We start from the raw sequence: 18,707 nt of genomic DNA on the forward strand, positions 1-18,707 counted from the left end.
TATCCACAGAACCCACGAAGGCCGCGCGGCCCCCCACCGCGCACAGCCCACCAACCCACACCACTTCAATCGCTACACGACGGAGACAGTTTTTCCCATGACTCAATCGGCTTACCGCGCACAATTGCTGAGATTCAACGGCGATCCTGCGCAATCGCACCACGCAGCGGTCTTCGACGAAGACGGCCTGCTCATCGTCGATGACGGCCGTGTCGTCGCAGCGGGCGCATGGAACACCGTATCGACCCAGCTCGCACCGGGCACGCAGGTGCACGAGATGCGCGACAAGCTCATCGTGCCGGGCTTCATCGATTCGCACATCCACTACCCGCAGACCGACATGATCGCGTCGCCGGCACCGGGCTTGTTGCCGTGGCTCGAGACGTACACGTTCCCAACCGAAGGCAGTTTCGCCGACCCCGCAGTTGCCGCGGATACCGCGCGCTTCTTCGTCGATGAGCTGCTCGCGTGCGGCACGACGACCGCGCTCGTCTACTGCACCGTGCACAAGCATTCCGCCGATGCGTTTTTCACCGAAAGCGAAGCGCGCAACCTGCGGATGGTCGCCGGCAAGGTGCTGATGGATCGCAATTGCCCCGAGTTTCTGCGCGACACCGCGCAATCGGGCTACGACGACAGCGCCGAGCTGATCGGCCGCTGGCACAACCGCGGCCGGCAGATGTATGCACTGACGCCGCGCTTCGCGCCGACGTCGACGGAAGCACAGCTCGAAGCATGCACCGTGCTCGCGAAGCAGCATCAGGACATCTTTATTCAGAGTCACGTCGCGGAGAATCTCGCCGAGGTGGAATGGGTCGCGAGCCTGTTTCCCGGTCATCGCAGCTATCTCGACATCTACGATCACTATGGGCTGCTGCGTCCGCGCGCGGTGTATGGACACTGTGTCCATCTCGACGACGAAGACCGTCGGCGGATGGCGCAGACCCGTACCGTCGCCGCACACTGCCCGACCTCGAACCTGTTTCTCGGCAGCGGACTGTTCGATTTCGACAAGGCAGGGGAAACGGGGCAGCCGGTCGCACTCGCAACGGACGTCGGCGGCGGCACGTCGTTTTCGATGCTGCAAACGATGAACGAAGCGCACAAGGTCGCGCGCCTCACCGGCCATCATCTGAGTGCCACGCGCATGTTCTGGCTCGCCACTGCCGGCGCCGCACAGGCGCTCGATCTTGCCGACAAGGTCGGGACGCTCGCCGTGCAATCGGAAGCGGATTTCGTCGTGCTCGATCCGGCGGCGACGCCGTTGCTGGCGCGCCGTACGGCGCGGGTGGAATCGCTGGAGGAACTGCTGTTTGCGTTCGCGCTGCTCGGCGACGATCGCGCGGTGTACGCGACTTATGCGGCTGGGAAGTGTGTGCACGAGCGCGATCGGGAGCGGGTGCATGCGGCTCGCAGTGCGAGGATTGCTGCGTAACCCGAGATTCCGCGGCGGGCGGCGCATCTGGATTGCACCGCCCGTCGCAACGCTTCACGCCACGTCACACCGGTTGCATGCAAACTTCGTGCAGCGCATTGAGTCTGCGCACCGGGTCGGCAACGTACGGATTCGTCTCGTCCCACGCATAACCCGCTAGCACCGCACTGATCATGCGACGGATTCCCTCCGTCTGGTGCGGATGAAAAATGATGTCCTGTAGCTCGCCGGTATACCACCGCTCGACGAACGCACGGAACGTATCGATACCCTTGCGCAGCGGTACGTCGTAATCGGCCTGCCAGTCTACGGCCTCGCCGCGCAGGAGCCGTATTAACGCGCGCGTCGCGAGATGCGCGGAGCGCAGTGCGATCGTCACGCCTGAAGAAAACACCGGGTCGAGAAATTCACCGGCGTTGCCGAGCAGCGCATAGCCGGGGCCGTGCAGTTTCTCGACGTTCGCGGCATACCCGCCGATCTGCCGCACCGGCATCAGGAACGGTGCGGCGCCGATCAGTCTACCCAGTGTGGGTTCCTCGTTGATCAGGCTGCGCAGCTTCGCTTCGCGTTCTGCATCCGGTACATCGAGAAAGCTCGCCTCCGCCACGCAGCCAACCGACGAGCGGCCGCCAGCCAGCGGAATCATCCAGTACCAGACGTCGCGCCGCCGCGGATGCACGGCCACGCTGATCTTGTTGCGATCGGTCGTGCCAGCGGGCAAGCCGTCGCGTACGTGGGTGAAGATCGCGGCGCGAGTCGGCATCCGTGTCGGCGCCTCGAGGTTCAAGAGCCGCGGCAGCACACGGCCGAAACCGCTCGCGTCGAGTACAAAGCGCGCCTGCACGCGGTACGCCGCACCCGCCTCGTCTTCGATATCGAGCACAGGCGCCGCACCGGTCTGGATCGCGCGCACCGTGTGGCCAAAGCTGACCTCGGCACCCTGCTGCTGTGCGCAGCGGATCAACAGATCGTCGAAAACCGCGCGCTCGACCTGGTATGTCGTGCCCCACCCCGGTGTGTGCTTGTCGCGGAAGTCGAACGACGACGTCTGCTCGTTGCAGATAAAGTGCGCGCCGTTCTTGTACTGGAAACCCGCTTCAACCACCGCCTGCAACATGCCCGCTTCTTCAAGGTAGGTCATGCTCTGCGGCAACAGACTTTCACCGATCGAAAAGCGTGGAAAATGTTGCCGTTCGAGCACTCGCACCGAGTGTCCCGCACGCCGCAGTAACGCCGCCGCAACGGCACCCGCGGGCCCAGCGCCGATAATCGCTACATCGACGGTCACATTCTGATCTAAAGACATTCCGCTCACCTGTTCTTCGCTGCATTGATCCGTCCCGGGCGGTGTCGCCATCGCTCGCGCGCCCCGGCATCGGGCTTTACAATGTCGAACGCTCGCCGCGGCGAGACTGCACCTCTACCGGGGAAACCACGTGTCGCCATCTCAATTTTCCAGCGTGCCGTTCGTGCCCGAAACTGCCTTCGGCATCTGGTTCCTGCGTACTCACACGTGGGAACACCACGTGCTGCGCGTCGCGATCAACGACCTCAAGCAGCTCGTCGACGCCCCGCTGCCTGACTCGCCCACGATCGTCGACGTCGGCTGCGGTCAAGGCATCTCGTTCCGCCTGCTGGCCAGCGCGTTCCGCCCACGCCGCATCGTCGGCGTCGATTTTCATGCGCCGTCGCTGGTGCTCGCCGAAGCGGCCGCGCACACTTGTCGCGCGCAGGCTGATCGCGCCATCGACATCGAATTACTGCACGGCGACTGTGCAAACCTGCCGCTACCCGACGCGAGCGCCGATTTCGTGTTCTGCCACCAGACCTTCCATCATCTCGTCGAGCAGGACCGCGCGCTCAGCGAATTCCGCCGCGTCCTGAAGCCTGGCGGCGTGCTGCTGTTCGCCGAATCGACCGACGCATACATCCGCTCGTGGGTCATCCGGCTGCTGTTCCGCCATCCGATGCACGTGCAGAAAAGCGCCGACGGTTATCTGCAGATGATCCGCGATGCCGGCTTCGCGTTCGGCACGCACAACGTGTCGCTGCCCTACCTGTGGTGGAGTCGCGCAAAAGACTTCGGTCTGCTCGAACGACTCGGCCTGTCCCATCCTCAGCCGGGCAAGCGCCGCGAAACGCTCGTCAACGTCGCCGCGGTCAAGACAGGCTGATCCAGACCGTGGCGGCATCGGGGCAGCGCCGGCCAGCGCTCCTCGCATGCCGCCACCCAACGCTCACTTCGTTGCGAGTGTTACTGCTCGAGCGTGACTGCATCGCCGCGCACGTGCAGCGCGGCGGCGCTGCCGCTTACGCCACAGGTGAAGGTATCGGCCGCTTCCGTCTCGGTGCTGTGAAAGCTCGTGCGAATATTGATCACGGCATTCGCATGACGTGAGCCTGCATCGTCGCGCAGCTTGTGCAACGCCTCGTTCAAGGCGGTATCGCACGACACCTGCTCGTCGTCGACCTTACGCGCGATGCGCGCCGACGCTGTCACCTCGCCAAGCTGCGTCTTCACCGCCTCGTGGGTTTGCGAACCGAAATAAAGCGCTACCGCCGAGCTGGCATCCGGCTGGGTCAACTTCGCCTGCAACGGCAACGACCGAACATGCGTTGCACACCCCGTCTGGGTGATCGCCGCAACGATCACCATGCCAACCGCGTATCTGATCTTCATTGTTATTTCTCTCGTTATTGCAACTACGTTGCAGGATTTTATGCACCCTTCCAGGCGCGAAACATCAGGCTCGCGCAACTGCCGCCGAACCCGAAAGAAACCGACATCGCCGCATCGATCTGCGCCGCACGCGAGGCTTGCACGAGCGGCAGGTGGCCGACCCGTGGGTCGATCGTCTCGATCCCCGTCGTCCCTGCGATAAAACCATCGCGCATCATCAGAAGCGTGTAGATCGCCTCGTGCGCCCCGCATGCGCCGAGTGGATGCCCGGTCAACCCCTTGGTCGAGGAAAACGGCGGCACCTCCGGGCCGAACACGTCGGCAAGCGCGCGCAGTTCCTCGATGTCGCCAAGCGGTGTCGACGGTCCATGTGTGTTGATGTAGCCGGGTCGTACGCCGCCTTCGTCGAGCGCGGCACGCATCGCACGCGCAATCCCCGGCGCGTGCGGTGTCACCATGCCGGCACCGTCGGTACCTTCTCCGAAGCCGGTCAGCTCCGCGTAAATGCGTGCGCCGCGGGCAAGCGCGTGATCGAGCGCCTCCAGCACCAGCACACCGCCGCCCGATGCGATCACGAAACCGTCGCGCGCCGTATCGTACGGGCGCGACGCGCGCTGCGGCGTGTCGTTGAAGTGCCGCGACAGCGCGCCCATCGCATCGAACATCAACGTCATGTTGTCGTGCAGCGATTCGCTACCACCCGCGAGCACGATCTGCTGGCGACCCGTCTGGATCAGTTGCATCGCCTGACCGATCGCGAGCGCGGACGTCGTGCAGGCCGAAGACGGCGAATAGCTCACGCCTTCCAGACCGAACGCCTGCGCGACATTCGCGGAGGCGGTGCTGCTCATCGCCTGTGGCACCGTGTACGGCGGCACCTTGTCGACGCCGCGCGTGTGTGCGATTGCCATCGCGTGGTCGTACGTGGACATGGTGCCGACGCCGGAGCCGATCACGGCGCCCGCCTGCGGCGAGCGCAGCGTCGCCGGATCGAGTTCGGCATCGGCAATCGCACTACGCGCCGCATGGCATGCGAAGCGCGCGGTATCGCCCATGAAGCGTTCGAGCTTGCGGTCGAAGGGCAGCGCGCCCGCCACCGATGCAACGCCCGCCACCTGGCTGCCAAAGCCACGGGCGCGCCACGCGTCGATTCGCGACAGGCCGCTGCGCCCCTCGCGCAGCGCAGCCGACACATCGTCGAGCGTATTGCCGAGGCACGACACGATACCCATGCCGGTGACGACGACACGCGACGTCGCGCGCGATGTATGCGCGCTCATCGCACGCGCCTGAAAACAAGCGATGTGTTGATCCCGCCGAACGCGAAGTTGTTGCTCATCACGTGCTCCGCGTCGATCTCCCGGCCACCGCCGACGATGTAGTCGAGCGACGCGCACGCCGGGTCGACTTCAGTCAGGTTCAGCGTCGGCGCGTACCAGTTGCGCTTCATCATCTCGATCGTCCACCATGCTTCCAGCGCACCGCATGCGCCGAGCGTGTGGCCCACGTAGCTCTTCAGCGAACTGATCGGCATGCGCGCGCCGAACACCTGCTCGGTGGCGTGGCTTTCCGCAACATCGCCGCGATCCGTCGACGTGCCGTGCGCGTTCACATAGGCGATCGCGGCGGGGGCAAGCTGTGCATCGTCGAGCGCAAGCCGCATCGCGATCGCCATGGTCGGGGCAGTGGGCTGGGTCATATGCGCGCCATCGGAATTGCAGCCAAAGCCGACAATCTCCGCGTGAATCCGCGCGCCGCGCGCTCTCGCGTGCTCGTACTCTTCAAGCACCAGCGTCGCCGCGCCCTCGCCGACCACGAGGCCGTCGCGCTTCAGGTCGAACGGCCGTGGCGTCAGATGCGCTTCGTCGTTACGGGTACTGGTCGCATACAGCGTATCGAACACGGCGACTGCGGGCCCCGACAGTTCCTCCGCGCCGCCCGCGAGCATCAGTTGCTGCTTGCCGGTCGCGATCGTCTCATAGGCGTAGCCGATCGCCTGGCTACCCGACGCGCATGCGCACGACGTCGGCACAATACGTCCCTTCAGGTCCCAGAACAGGCTGACGTTGACCGCCGCGGTATGCGGCATCATCTGCACGTAGCTGTTTGAGGAGACATCGGTCATCGACCCGGTTTGAAGCATCGCGCCAAACGCACGGATCGGCGCGACGGATCCCGACGACGATCCGTACGCGACCCCCATGCGGCCATCGCGGATCGACAGGTCTTCGGCGAGTCCGGCGTCCTCCAGCGCGAGTTCACTCGCTCGCACGGCATACATCGACACCGGCCCCATCGAGCGGGTCTTTTTGCGTGGATAGTGCGCAGGCGCGCTAAAGCCGGGCAGCGGACACGCCAGCCGCGTATGCAGAGACTCGAAGTAGTCCCATTCAGTCATGCGACGCACCGCATTGCGTCCGGCGCGCAAGTGCGCTTCTATGTCGTCCCAGCGATCGCCGAACGCCGTGACGCCGCCCATACCTGTAACGACGACGCGCTTCATATCAGACCATCCCGCCGTTCACACCGATCACCTGCCGCGTCACATACGAGGCTGCATCGGACATCAGGAAACTCACCACCGACGCGACTTCGGCCGGCTGGCCGACGCGCTTCATCGGCACCGCCTGCAGTCCGTGTTCGAGCGACGTGGTGTCGAGCATGCCGGTCTCGATCAGTCCGGGCGCGACACAGTTGACCGTGATGTTGCGCGTCGCAAGTTCGACGGCCAGCGCTTTCGTCGCTCCGATCAACCCGGCCTTCGCTGCGCTGTAGTTCACCTGGCCGCGATTGCCGATCACACCGGACACCGACGCGATCGTGACGATCCGGCCACCCTTGCGAGCACGCACCATCGGCATCGTCAGGGGGTGGACCACGTTGTAGAACGCATCGAGACCGGTTTCGATCACGATGTCCCAGTCTTCATCGGTAAGCGCGGGAAACGCCGCGTCGCGGGTCACCCCGGCGCAGCAGACGATCCCGTAGTACGCGCCATGCGCGGCAACGTCGGCTTCGAGCAGATTGCGACAGACGGCGCGCTCGCGCACATCGAACTGCAACACGCGTGCCGCGCCGCCCTGGGCGACGATGCCTGCCGTGACCGCGTCGGCTTCGGCGCGGCCACTGCGGCAATGCACCGATACGGCGAAACCGTCGGCGGCAAGCTGATAGGCTATCGCGCGGCCAATGCCGCGATTTGCACCGGTTATAAGGACACGCCGGCTCATGACCTGAAACTCCCTTCAATGAATGTCTGGAAATCGGTGGGCTGATACACCTTGATCACCGCCTCGGCACAGCGTGTCGTGCCGCAATCGATTGTGCATTCGTACGCGCCATGCCCTGCTTCGCTACGCAATAGTTCGCTGGTCTCGATCCGCAACTGCGCCGCGCGCGGAAAAGCGGACAGCACCGCCGTGTAGCTGCGCGAACCGAGCAGCACGCCTGGGCGCGCCGTGCCGCCCGCGCGCATGGCGAGCAGGCCGACGTGAGCGGCAATCGCCTGCGCCATCAGTTCGATGCCGATCCACGCGGGCATTGCACCGTTGGCATCGGCGTACCACGCGGCCGGGTTCACTCTCGCATGCGCGGTGAGCGCATCGTCGGTACACGCGCTCACGCGCTCGAGCAGCAGCATCGTGCCGCGATGCGGCAGGATCGTCTCGACGGGTGGGAAAACAGATTCGATCGTAGGTGTCGTCACGGGCATCACCGGCCAAGGATCAGGCTGACATTGCTGCCGCCGAATGCAAAGGAATTGCTCATCGCGTACGCGCCGCCTGCGCTCGCTAACCGCCGTTCGTCTTCGACGAGATCGAGTACCGGTAGCGCAGGATCGGCCTCACCGTCCCACAGATGGCGCGGCAACGCGACATCTGGACGCGCCAGCGCAAGCCACGCGAACCCCAGTTCGGTCGCGCCGGCTGCGCCGAGCGGGTGGCCGGTCAACGGCTTCGTGCCGCTCGCCGCGACACCCGCCGGGAACACGCGGGCCAGCAAATGCGCTTCCATCTCGTCATTCTTGCGCGTGGCTGTCGCGTGCAGGTTGACGTAGCCGACCGCCGCCGCGGCAATCCCCGCATCGGCGAGTGCCGCGCGCAGGGCGCGTTCACCGCCGACACCCTGCGGGTCCGGCGCCGAGATGTGATGGGCATCGCTCGACTCGCCGGCACCCGCCAGCCTGACGAGCGCTTCGTCACGGCTCATCAGGAACACCGCAGCGCCTTCACCGATGTTGATCCCGCAGCGGTTGCGACTCATCGGATTGCTGCGCGACACGCTGGTCGATTCGAGCGAGCCGAATCCTTGTACGGTCAGTTCGCACAGTGCGTCGACCCCGCCGACTACGACGGCATCGCACAACTTCAGTTGCAACAGCCGGCGCGCCGCCACGAAGACTTTCGCACTCGACGTACACGCGGTCGAAATCGTGAATGCCGGTCCGCGCAGGTTCAGCGCGGCAGCGGCGAACGGCGCCACCGTGCCGATTTCCATCTGCCGGTAGTCGAACGCGGCGGGTAACTCGCCGGTACGGACGCGCTGCGCGAGCGCGGCTTCGGCGGCATCGATGCCTGACGTACTCGTGCCAAGCACCACGCCAATCCGCCGCGCACCATAGCGGGCCCGGGCGTTTTCGAGTGCCGGCGCGATCTGCGCGAGCGCGGCAAGCAGCAGCCGGTTGTTGCGGCAGTCGTAGTGCGCGAGCGCCGCGGGCGGTGCAATGTCAAGCGGTGCCATGACCCGGCCGACGAACGAGTCGCCGTTGCGCATCGGCACCGCACCCATTCCCGGCGCAGCAGAAGCGGCGAGCGCAGGCACGATCGCGTCGAGGTCGGCGCCGAGTGCATTGATCATGCCGAGCGCGTGCAGATAGACGGGTACTCCGCTCAAGCGATCCTCCTGGGAGACGCCGGCATGCCGATCGGAGCGAGTAGCACCGACACCGCGATACCCAACGCAAGCGTGCCGCCGAAGCTGCGCAGCGCCGGCATCGCGCTCAACCCTAGCAGGCCGAACGAGAGCAGTGTCGTCGCCGCCGATAGCAGCACGCCGGTCCACACCGCACCGAGGTCGGCGTCGGGGCGCCCCGCACCTTCGCGCAGAAATACCGCGTAATTCGCCCCGACGCCGAGTACCAGCATCAGCGCGAGCCAGTTGAACAGATTGAGCGGTACGCCTGCATAACCGAACACCGAGAGCGTTACGCCGACCGCGAGCATGACCGGCAGCGCCGTCGCGAGACCACCGCGCAATGTGTAACGCCACATCAGCAAACCAAGGACCAGTACCAGTGCACCTGCGAGCCACAGCCCACTGTCGACACGGTACGCACCGAAGAGACGCGACACGCTCGCTGCCTTGTCGACGAAAACCACCTGCGGCAACGCACTGGCAATGGCGATCAGCGCCGCTTCGTTCGCGGTCGTCACGCGCCGCGGCATCACGAGCGCCGCATAACCGCCCGCGCGCCCGTCGATCTCACCCACGTTGCCCAACCACAAATGACGGAACGGCCGCGACCAGGGTGCGGCGAGCCAGTTGTCGATACCGAGCGCCGTCCCGGCCGATTTCGTATAGGCCGCGAGCCACGTGGTTGCGACCTCGTCGCGAAAGCCCGCGTCGTCCAGCAGCGTACCCAGTTTCGCCGGATCGGCGAACACACGCTGTGCGAGCAGCCGGCGGTCGTCGGCTTGCTGTTTCGCCGACGGCACAAACGACGTCACCGATTGCCAGCCGTCCACTCCCTGGGGGCCATGCAGCGCGTCCAGTTTCGCGCCAAGCATCTCTGCGCGCTCCAGCACGGCTTCGGGCGTCGCACCGCGCACGACGAAAAATTGCGCCGTGCTGTCGACGCCGGTCGCCTCGCGGACCTCGCGCTCCTGTGCGACCAGCGCCGGGTCACGCTGAATCAACAGATGGATGTCGTCGTCGCTCGTGAGGCGCATCCAGCCCGGCGCCGCGGCGACCAGCAGCAGCGCCGCGACGACCCCTGCGCGCCGTCCGCCGATCGCAGCGTGCCAGCGTGCGAGCAGCCTTGCCGCTGCATTGAAAAGTGCGCGCGGGCTGCGCTTCGGTGCAGTGGTGAGCAGCGTGGGCAACAACCACAATACGGACGCGAACGCGGTGCAGATGCCGACAATCGCAAAACACGCGATCTGCTTCAACGCTGGAAACGGTACCCATGCAAGAATCGCGTAGCCAAGCAGACTCGTCGACAGTGCGACGCCCAGTGCCGGGCGCACCGCGCGTGCGCCACGTCGCGCATCCCAGTTGCGCCGCGTGCCGAGATAGACGACAAAGTACTGAATCGAGTAATCGACCGCCTCGCCGATCAGACTCGCGCCGAACACCAGTGTCAGCAGGTGTAGCTTGCCGAACACCAGCATCGTCACCGCAAGCGCGCAGACGACGCCCAGTGCCGTCGAGAGGAAACCGAACAGCAGCAATCGCGGCGAGCGGAACACCCATAGCATCAGCAGCGCAATGCCGCACACCGACACGGCGCCGATCAGATGCACCTCGCGCTCCGACGCGCTGCGCGCCGCCTCCGCATAGAACACGGCGCCCGTACGCGCGACGGTCACATCGGGAAACGTCTGACGTAGCACCGCCGTGCCGTGTGCGACCGCGTCGAGCACCGCACGCTGTGTCTTCGCTTCATAGGCTGAGCCGGGTAGCGTAGCGAGCACCAGCACGCTGGTGCTGGCACCCGTCACAAGCGTCGCAGTGCCGCGATGGGCGACCAGCAGACCGTCTTCGATACCGAGATTCGAGGTGGCAAGCGGCAACCTCGCGAGCCAATGTTCGAGCCAGCCGAACGGATCGTCGGCGAGCGGCGTGGCAAGACCGCTGCGCAGCGGGTTGTAGAGGCGCGCGGCCAGTGCATCGTGCAGCGAGACCCCAGGATCCGCGAGCGTTGCGCGGTCCGTCGGGGTGAGCAGGCCGAAGCGATACGGCAGATATAGCGCAGCGATACTCGACAGATCGAACGGCGGAAGCTCCGCGGTTACCGAGCGAAACGCGCCGCTTGTGGTGAGCGATGCTCCGAGCTGCCGCGCCGCTGCCTTTGCATGCGCAGCATCGTGACTCGTGACGAGCAACACAGTGCGGTCGCCCAGCGATGCAGCGAGCGTATTGACGGCCTGTTCGGCCACAGGGTCGACTTCGGTGGCGGGCAGCAGCGCGAGCAGATCGGTCTGCAACGGCGATGGCCCCGCGAAGCGCCATGCGCAGTAGCAAGAGGCCGCGAGTGCGAGCACCAGCCACGCGGCGCGTATCGCCCACGTTTTTCTGGCGCCGCGCTGTTGCAGCCGTTCCATCAGGGCGCTCCGAACAGGGTACGTTCGGCAGGCGTCGGTGCCTCGACCGGGGTCGTGTTCGCGAAGTCGAGCTGGGTGGCGTCGCCGTTCGCGAACGCGATGTGCAGCGTCTGCAGGTAGGTGCCGCCCGTCATTTGCAGCGAGCGGATCGATTGTGCGAGCTGCGGCTGGTTCGGCGTGAGCTGCATGCGCCATTGTGCGAACGTGCCCTGCGCATGCACGTCGAACTGCGAATAGAGGGACGACAGGTCGCCGCCAAGCATCGCGCGCATCATCCGCGATACCTGCGCGACGCCGCGCGTGCCGGACGCGGTTTGTGTGGCGATGCGCTGGCCCTGCGGGTTGACTTCAACGACGCCCGTGTCGGTAATCACGTAAGTGGCTTTGTAGGGCGACTCGATCTGCCAGATCACGCCAAGCGCGCGAACGAACAGCAGCGAGCCCCTGCTGACGAGCGGTTGCTTCATCGCGGACAGCGTCTGGGTCTGCGTGAAGCGCGCACGAATGCCTGGCGCCTGCCCGAGATGCGCGGCGATCTGCGCAACGAGTGCGCTATCGGGGGCCGCAGCGGACGGCGGTGCCGCTGCCGCGAACGCAGTTGTCCCGGGCACGCAAGCCGCGACGAACAGCGTTGCGATCGCCGCACGCAGCGTCAGCGAGACCATGCGCGCTCCAGCTTTTCGAATACGACTGGCGGCGACACGAACTGCAACTCCTGGCTCGTGGCGTCGACGGCCACCTGAATGGTGTAGCCCTTCGTCAGCCGCTCGCCCGATACACAGTCGACGATCTCGTAGCCGATCTTCAGGCGGTTCTCGTGTTCGAGCAACTCGGCGTGCACGTCGACGCGCTGTCCGTACACCGCGGGCCGCACGTACTTCAGATGCGCCTCGACGACCGGCCACAGATAACCCGACGCCTGCATCTCACGATAGTCGTAGTCGAATGCGCGCAGCAACGCGACCCGGCCGATCTCGAAGTACTTCAGATAATGACCGTGCCAGCATACGTTCATTGCATCGACGTCGTGAAACGGCACCTCGACAGTGGCGCTCGCGCTCAGGACCGGGCGTGGATCAGCCATGCCGCCTGCCCTCCACCGTGTCGCCGACCAGCGCGCAATCTGCGATTCGTGCGGTCAATGCACGCAGGTCCGGCTCCAGCGCACGATCCTCATCGACGAACGGCGACTGCGCGCTCACGCTGTCGACGAAATCGCGCAGCGGCGCGGGGAGCGGCGTGCCGTTGCTGCGCAAACGCAGCTGTGCGGCCTGCACGGTCGCGAGCGTATGGGCGGCCGCGACCTGCTCGGTCAGCTCGAGGATGCGCAAACAATCGCGCGCGGCGATCGTACCCATGCTGACCTTGTCCTGGTTGTGTGCTTCGGTCGAACGCGAAAACACGCTCGCGGGCATCGTCAGTTTCAGTGCCTCGGCGGTCCATGCCGACGACGATATCTGCACGGCCTTGAAGCCGTGGTTGATCGGCGCACGCGCGGGCGCAGCACCCGTCAGGTTGCGCGGCAAGCCATTGTTGAACTTGTCGTCGACGAGCAGCGCGATCTGACGATCCATCAGGTCCGCGAGGTTGGCGACCGCCGTTTTCAGCGCATCCATCGCGAACGCGATATGACCGCCGTAGAAGTTGCCGCCGTGCAGCACGCGTTCGCCGTCGGGGTCGACCAGCGGATTGTCGTTCGCGCTGTTCAGTTCGTTCTCGATGTCGCGGCGCACCCATGACAGCGCGTCGCGCGCAACACCGATTACATGCGGCGCACAGCGGATCGAATAGCGGTCCTGCAGACGATGCCCAGGCGTATCGTCGCGGCCAGCGAGATCCGCCCGAATCCACGCGGCGGCTTCCATCTGCCCCGCGTGCGGCTTCGCTTCGAATAACAGCGCATCGAAATGCGCGGCGCGGCCGTCGAGCGCGACCGTCGACAGCGCGGTGAGGCGCGCGGCAAGCCGCGTCAGATGTTCGGCGCGAACAAAGGCGAGACACGCGAGACCGGTCATCACTGCCGTGCCGTTCATCAGCGCAAGGCCCTCTTTCGGCGCCAGCGTGAGTGGCGTGAGACCGAGCGCGGCCCATACGCCAGCTGCGTCGCGCAATCCGCCTTTGAACAGCACGTCACGCTCGCCGACCAGCGCCGCAGCGACATACGACAGCGGCGTCAGGTCGCCGCTCGCACCGACCGACCCTTCGGATGGAATGCGCGGCAACACACGGTGGTTAATCAGATCGGCCAATCGTTCGAGCAACACGGGGCGCACACCCGACAAGCCATAGGCCAGCGAGTTAAGCCGCGCGACGATCACGGCGAGCGTCTGCGCGTCGTCGAGGTGCTGACCCATGCCGCAGCCGTGGTAGCGCGTGAGCTGCAATGGCAGCGCCTCGACGAGATGGGGCGGCACGTCGACGACGCACGCGTCGCCATAGCCTGTATTCACGCCATAAACCGTCGCACCCGACGCGAGATACCGGCGCAGGAAGTCCGCGCCGCGCTCGATGCGCGCGCGCCACGTGGGGTCGCCGCTGAGCGCAACGGGCACACGCCGCTGCGCGATCGCGACGACTTCTTCGATCGTCAGACGGCGGCCGCCGATCGTCACAACACGCGTCGCGTCGACCTGGGCAACGCTTGAGGCAAATCCGTCACCGGTCAGATCATGCTCCGCCATTCGCCTCTCCGTTGCTGCGGTCCGAAAAAAATGCTTCTGTGGCGCGTTCCGCTGAAAGCGCCGTTGATGCGTGCCCTGAAGAAGATGCCTCTAACGCATGTTCCCTGGGAGGCACCTCCGGGGCTTGCTCCGAAGGACGCTCTCCTCGCGCGCGTCCGGACGGACGTGCGCCAGGGGCAGGCGCCCAGAAATCGAAGAAGTTGAACCATTGGTAGGGTGCCTTGCGGCAATAGTGTTCGAGACGCGTCGCATAGCGTTGCGCCCACGCGGCGATATGCTGCTTGCGCTCGCGGCGCGGCAGATCGATACGTTCGGCGAATGGCTCGAAATACAGCCGGTAGCGTTGGCCCGCGCCATCACGCTCCTTCAGGCAAAAGAACAGATAGACCGGACAACCGAGCGCGTGCGCAAGCACGTAAGGTCCCTGCGCAAACGGCGCGGTCGCGCCGAGAAACTGCGCGTCGGTCGTGCGGCCGGATTCGAGCGCCGGCACGCGATCGCCTACGATCACCAGTAGCTCGCCTGCATCGATGCGCTCCTGCATCATCATCGAGGTTTCCGGGCCGAAGTCGCGGACCTCGATCAGGCGCCGCGAAAACTCGCTGTTCGCGGACGCGAGCACGCGGTTAAAGCGCCGCGCGTGCTCGGTGTAGACGACGGCACTCACCTTGGCGTGCGCACCGCGCGCAGCGAGCGCGCGTGTCATTTCCAGGTTGCCGAGGTGGGCGCCGATCACGAGCGCGCCGCGGCCGCTCGCCACGAGCGAGTCGAACGCGCTGGAATCGTCGAATGCAGCGTCGGCAAGCTTCACATGGCCTGACCATGCAGCCAGCTTGTCGAGTCCCGAACGCGCGAACTCGAGCATCTGCCGGTAGGCGCTGCGCCAACCGGGTCGTGGCGTGTCTAGATCCGGCGCGGCATGTTCGAGACGCGTGAAGTACTGGCGCGATGCGGCGCGCGCAGCACGGCCCGTCAAGAGAAAATACCCGACGATGGGATGCAGCCACAACGCGGTGAAACGGATACCGAAGAGCCGGCAGCTCAGGGCAAGCAGCCCCATACCGATCGAGCTACCGCGCTCTGCAATACGCCACCAGTGCTGCGTACCGGCGTGGGTATCGGTCTGAACAGCGGCTTGCGCTGCGGCAGGCGCACGCCGCGGCATCACCTTGTGCGCAAGCAGCACTGGCAAACGCAACAACATGCCGGCGACGAGCCACGTATGGCTGCGACTGATGCGCACGTTGTCCCACAGCACGTCGAAGTGCGATACACCGTCGGCGGCATAGGTCACGCGCGTCGGAATCGAATGGAACGCGACGCGGCGCCAGTGCAGCCGCACAAGAATCGCGATGTCGAAATCCATGCGCGTCGGCAGCGCGACGCTGTCGATCAACGCACACGCGATGTCGAGCGGGTACAGACGAAAGCCGCACATCGAATCGCGAATCTCCAGCGACAGTGTTTCGATCCATACCCACACGTGCGTCGCATAACGACCGTACAGTCGCGCCTTCGGCACGCTCGCGTCGTACACCGGGCGACCGAGAATCACGGTGGCCGGCGCGGCACGCGCGGCGTCGATGAAAAGCGGTACATCGGCGGCATCGTGCTGGCCGTCGGCATCGATCTGCAATGCGTGTGTGAAGCCGGCCGCGCGCGCGGCGCGCAGGCCGGCCATCACCGCCGCACCCTTGCCGCCGTTCGCCGGCAAACGGAGTAGCGTCAACTGCGCCGGGTATTGCGCGGCGAGCGCAAGCAACACCTCGCGAGTCGCATCGTCGCTGCCGTCGTCGACGACGAAGAACGGCAAACCGTGCACCGCGAGTCGCGCGAGCGTATCGCCGATCGCATCCTTATGGTTATAGATCGGGATGACGATGCAGGGAGCGAAGCTCATACCTGCTCCCGATAGACGATCACACCCGATGCGCAATCGCGTTCGCCAAGCCGGTAACCGAACTGCACGCGACGGCGTGCGGCATCGTGTGCGAGCGTGAGATGCAATACCGCACCTGGTGGGACCGGAACGAGAAATTTCAGACGATCGATCGAGGCGACTTCGCGCACGTTCGTGAAATGTTCCGACGCGAGCCGGATGGCCCAGTCGATCTGCACCACGCCTGGCAAGATAGGTAGGCCCGGAAAGTGGCCGTCGAAATGCACGAGACCCGGCGGCACACGCAACTCGTAGCGCAATGCGTCGCCGTCGCGTGTTTCGGCGAGGACTTCGGCGCCGTCCGCGCGGGCGTCGAATGCGGCCGCGACTGCCGCGGCCGGCAGCTTGCCGCGCGCGTCGAATGGCAGTGCCATCCGGAAACGCCAGTAGCGCGGCAGGGCGACCACGTCGAAGTACGCGGCCAGATAGCGGCGCAGGGTCTTCGCTAATGCGACGCGACCACCCGCGTGCAATGCGTCGCGGCCCGCAGCACTCAATGCGACCAGTGCGCCAACCCGTTCGCGCGTCGCACCGGCAAGCGGTGTGATCGCGACCTGCGCGACGTGCGGATGCGCGGCGAGGCGCATCTCGAGCTCCGGTAGCGACACGCGCTTGCCATCGAGTTTGACCACGCGATCGAGCCGGCCCTGCAGCCGGAACCGGCCATCGGCATCGAGCGCAATCGCGTCGTCGGTACGGTGCCAACGGTCATGGCCCAGATGCGGTGAGCGCACGTTCAGCGCGCCGTCGTCAGCGCGCCTCACGTCGACGCCGAACACGGGTGTCCACGCCGCGCGCTCGTTCTGCCGGCGCCAGGCAATGCCGCCAGTTTCCGTGCTGCCATAGATTTCGATGGGCGCCGCGCCGAACGCGGCTGCATACACGAGCGCAGTCGCTTCATCGAGTGGGCCACCCGACGAGAAAAACGCGCGCGGCGCCGAAGCAAGCGCTGCGAACCCCTCGAGCTCGGGCCAGCGCGACAGTTGTGCGGGTGTCGACACCACGAGTGCCGCCCCGACTTCCGCGAGCCGTCCCTGCAACTGCTGCGGATCGAGCGTCAACCCACGGTCGAACGCGCGGCCCGCCGCGAGTGGCCACAGCACGCGAAATAGCAGCCCATAGATATGGTGGTGCGGCACGCTCGCAAGCATCGCCGCATCGCCCGCGAGCGCGCCCCACTCCGTTTCGAGGGTGCGCACCTCGGCATCGAACTGGGCAAGCGTCTTGTGAATGGGCTTCGGTGTGCCGCTGCTGCCGGAGGTGAAAAGCGTCAACTGGGCCTGCAGGTCGATCGCCAGACCCCTTGCCGATGCGCCGGACGCGTCCGACGCGTCCGGCGAAAACGACACAGCGCACAGCGCCGGCATGTCGGCGTCGATAAGCACCGCATCGTACGCATCGGCCAGATCGGCCAGATAGCCGGGTGTCGCGCTCGCGGGAATAACCGGCGTCTTGCCGCACGCAAAGAGCGCGAACAGCACGCAGGCAAAATCGAACGGGTCGCCGATGCACAGCGCGACGCGCTGCGCGCTGCGCGTACGCAATGCGGCAACCGCCGCAAGCGAACGTGCACGAAAGGCAGCATGGTCGCGCACTACGGCGCCGTCCCAGCATACCGGCGTCGAAGGAGCACGCGCCGCGGGCGGCGCGCTCAACAGATCGTGCAACGCGATCATGCGATCTCCGAGCGGGCGGCGCGTGGCAACACCACCAGATAGCGCCATGCGATCTCGCCGACCAGCAGCAACCCAATCAACCCATAGGAGATCGCGCCGTTGTACAGCGACCAGGCGTCGCGCGCCCAGTAGAGCCCAGTGTAGGCGGAGAACGCGCCATTCAGTACGAAGAACCCGCACCAGATCTGTGTAACGCGGCGTGTGTGATGCACGGCATGCTCGCTCAGGGCAGGTGTACGCAGGCGGGCGAATTTTTCTATCATCGACGGCCCGCGCACGAGTGTCGCGCCGAAAGCGACCAGCAGGCCGAGATTGACGAGCGAAGGATAAAGACGCAGCAGCATCTCACTGTTGGTCGCGACGATCGCAGCCGACACAACGCTCAGCACACCGGCGACGCACCAGTCGATCGCCGTGAGTCGTCGCAGCGACGTGGCGACGCTACCCTTGCCGATCCAGCGCTGCAACCACAGCAGCACGAATAACATGCAGCCGATGTAGCGCGGCGCATCCCAGTGCCACGCGCCCAGGATCAAGGCCGGATAGGCGAGCTTCAGCGCGACCTGCGCGATACCGCTCCAGACGCGCCCGCGTGCGGGCGCCGTTGCGGGCGCAACCGCGAGCGTGGCATGCCCGGCCTCGGGCGCGGGTCCGGTGGCGGGCGCTACGCGACCTGCCGCCTGGTGGTCCTGGCCCTGGGCGCGGGTGCGCATCGTCTGCATCAGCCCTGCGCTGCGAGCAGCGATTCGACTGCGCGGATCACATCGCTGACCGTACGCACTGATTTGAACTCGTCCGGCTTGATGCGGCGACCGGTCATTTCCTGCAGCTTGATCGCGAGGTCGACTGCATCGATGCTGTCGAGATCGAGATCTTCGAACAGGTTTGCATCGGGCGTCACACGCTCTGGTTCGATCGCGAAGTTCTCGTTGAAGATGGCGCGAATACGCTCAAGAATCTCTGCATCGGTCACG

At 65.6% G+C, this 18,707-nt stretch carries 17 protein-coding genes; 2 read left to right on the plus strand and 15 right to left on the minus strand.

Annotated elements, in window-relative coordinates; all coding sequences use genetic code 11:
• The first annotated feature begins 97 nt into the window (after nucleotides 1-97).
• On the plus strand, nucleotides 98-1,435 hold the full coding sequence (guaD, locus tag M0D65_RS05110) for a guanine deaminase (protein ID WP_091011464.1): 1,338 nt from the start codon (nucleotides 98-100) through the stop codon (nucleotides 1,433-1,435).
• A gap of 64 nt (nucleotides 1,436-1,499) precedes the next feature.
• Here the strand turns inward: guaD and M0D65_RS05115 are convergent, their stop codons facing one another.
• Nucleotides 1,500-2,741 (minus strand): NAD(P)/FAD-dependent oxidoreductase, encoded by a 1,242-nt coding sequence (locus tag M0D65_RS05115; RefSeq protein WP_091011646.1) that lies wholly within the window; start codon nucleotides 2,739-2,741, stop codon nucleotides 1,500-1,502.
• Between the two features lie 130 nt (nucleotides 2,742-2,871).
• Between M0D65_RS05115 and M0D65_RS05120 the strand changes: the two genes are divergently transcribed.
• A complete protein-coding gene (locus M0D65_RS05120) occupies nucleotides 2,872-3,609 on the plus strand; it encodes a class I SAM-dependent methyltransferase (protein ID WP_091011463.1) in 738 nt (245 codons plus the stop codon).
• A gap of 80 nt (nucleotides 3,610-3,689) precedes the next feature.
• Here the strand turns inward: M0D65_RS05120 and M0D65_RS05125 are convergent, their stop codons facing one another.
• From M0D65_RS05125 to M0D65_RS05190, 14 genes are read right to left on the minus strand one after another with little or no spacing between them, the layout of a single operon-like run.
• The gene (locus M0D65_RS05125; RefSeq protein WP_091011462.1) at nucleotides 3,690-4,115 is read right to left on the minus strand and encodes a signal peptidase; all 426 of its coding nucleotides are present in this window, start codon (nucleotides 4,113-4,115) and stop codon (nucleotides 3,690-3,692) included.
• 38 nt (nucleotides 4,116-4,153) lie between these two features.
• The gene (locus M0D65_RS05130) at nucleotides 4,154-5,395 is read right to left on the minus strand and encodes a beta-ketoacyl synthase (protein WP_091011461.1); all 1,242 of its coding nucleotides are present in this window, start codon (nucleotides 5,393-5,395) and stop codon (nucleotides 4,154-4,156) included.
• Entirely contained in the window at nucleotides 5,392-6,618 is a 1,227-nt protein-coding gene (locus M0D65_RS05135; protein WP_091011460.1) for a beta-ketoacyl-ACP synthase, read from the minus strand. Before M0D65_RS05135 ends, M0D65_RS05130 begins: the two co-directional genes overlap by 4 nt.
• Nucleotide 6,619: 1 nt before the next feature.
• Nucleotides 6,620-7,345, minus strand: a complete 726-nt coding sequence (locus M0D65_RS05140; RefSeq protein ID WP_091011459.1) for a 3-ketoacyl-ACP reductase FabG2 — start codon at nucleotides 7,343-7,345, stop codon at nucleotides 6,620-6,622.
• Nucleotides 7,342-7,827, minus strand: coding sequence for a hotdog family protein (locus M0D65_RS05145; protein ID WP_091011458.1), 486 nt, complete (start codon nucleotides 7,825-7,827; stop codon nucleotides 7,342-7,344). The genes M0D65_RS05140 and M0D65_RS05145 overlap by 4 nt, the downstream gene beginning before the upstream one ends.
• A complete protein-coding gene (locus M0D65_RS05150) occupies nucleotides 7,827-9,008 on the minus strand; it encodes a beta-ketoacyl-[acyl-carrier-protein] synthase family protein (protein WP_091011457.1) in 1,182 nt (393 codons plus the stop codon). Before M0D65_RS05150 ends, M0D65_RS05145 begins: the two co-directional genes overlap by 1 nt.
• On the minus strand, nucleotides 9,005-11,437 hold the full coding sequence (locus tag M0D65_RS05155) for an MMPL family transporter (protein WP_091011456.1): 2,433 nt from the start codon (nucleotides 11,435-11,437) through the stop codon (nucleotides 9,005-9,007). The genes M0D65_RS05150 and M0D65_RS05155 overlap by 4 nt, the downstream gene beginning before the upstream one ends.
• On the minus strand, nucleotides 11,437-12,102 hold the full coding sequence (locus tag M0D65_RS05160) for an outer membrane lipoprotein carrier protein LolA (RefSeq protein WP_091011455.1): 666 nt from the start codon (nucleotides 12,100-12,102) through the stop codon (nucleotides 11,437-11,439). Before M0D65_RS05160 ends, M0D65_RS05155 begins: the two co-directional genes overlap by 1 nt.
• The gene (locus tag M0D65_RS05165) at nucleotides 12,090-12,521 is read right to left on the minus strand and encodes a thioesterase family protein (protein WP_091011454.1); all 432 of its coding nucleotides are present in this window, start codon (nucleotides 12,519-12,521) and stop codon (nucleotides 12,090-12,092) included. Before M0D65_RS05165 ends, M0D65_RS05160 begins: the two co-directional genes overlap by 13 nt.
• Nucleotides 12,514-14,118: a histidine ammonia-lyase gene (hutH, locus tag M0D65_RS05170; protein WP_091011453.1), complete on the minus strand. Its 1,605-nt coding sequence runs from the start codon at nucleotides 14,116-14,118 to the stop codon at nucleotides 12,514-12,516. Before hutH ends, M0D65_RS05165 begins: the two co-directional genes overlap by 8 nt.
• Nucleotides 14,105-16,018, minus strand: coding sequence for a glycosyltransferase (locus M0D65_RS05175; RefSeq protein WP_266251598.1), 1,914 nt, complete (start codon nucleotides 16,016-16,018; stop codon nucleotides 14,105-14,107). The genes hutH and M0D65_RS05175 overlap by 14 nt, the downstream gene beginning before the upstream one ends.
• Entirely contained in the window at nucleotides 16,015-17,733 is a 1,719-nt protein-coding gene (locus M0D65_RS05180) for an AMP-binding protein (protein WP_266251599.1), read from the minus strand. The genes M0D65_RS05175 and M0D65_RS05180 overlap by 4 nt, the downstream gene beginning before the upstream one ends.
• On the minus strand, nucleotides 17,730-18,455 hold the full coding sequence (locus M0D65_RS05185; protein ID WP_266251601.1) for a hypothetical protein: 726 nt from the start codon (nucleotides 18,453-18,455) through the stop codon (nucleotides 17,730-17,732). The genes M0D65_RS05180 and M0D65_RS05185 overlap by 4 nt, the downstream gene beginning before the upstream one ends.
• Nucleotides 18,455-18,706, minus strand: a complete 252-nt coding sequence (locus M0D65_RS05190; protein WP_091011451.1) for an acyl carrier protein — start codon at nucleotides 18,704-18,706, stop codon at nucleotides 18,455-18,457. Before M0D65_RS05190 ends, M0D65_RS05185 begins: the two co-directional genes overlap by 1 nt.
• Between the last annotated feature and the right edge of the window lies 1 nt (nucleotide 18,707).

The organism is Paraburkholderia sp. CHISQ3 (assembly GCF_030464945.1).
Lineage (GTDB): Bacteria > Pseudomonadota > Gammaproteobacteria > Burkholderiales > Burkholderiaceae > Paraburkholderia > Paraburkholderia megapolitana.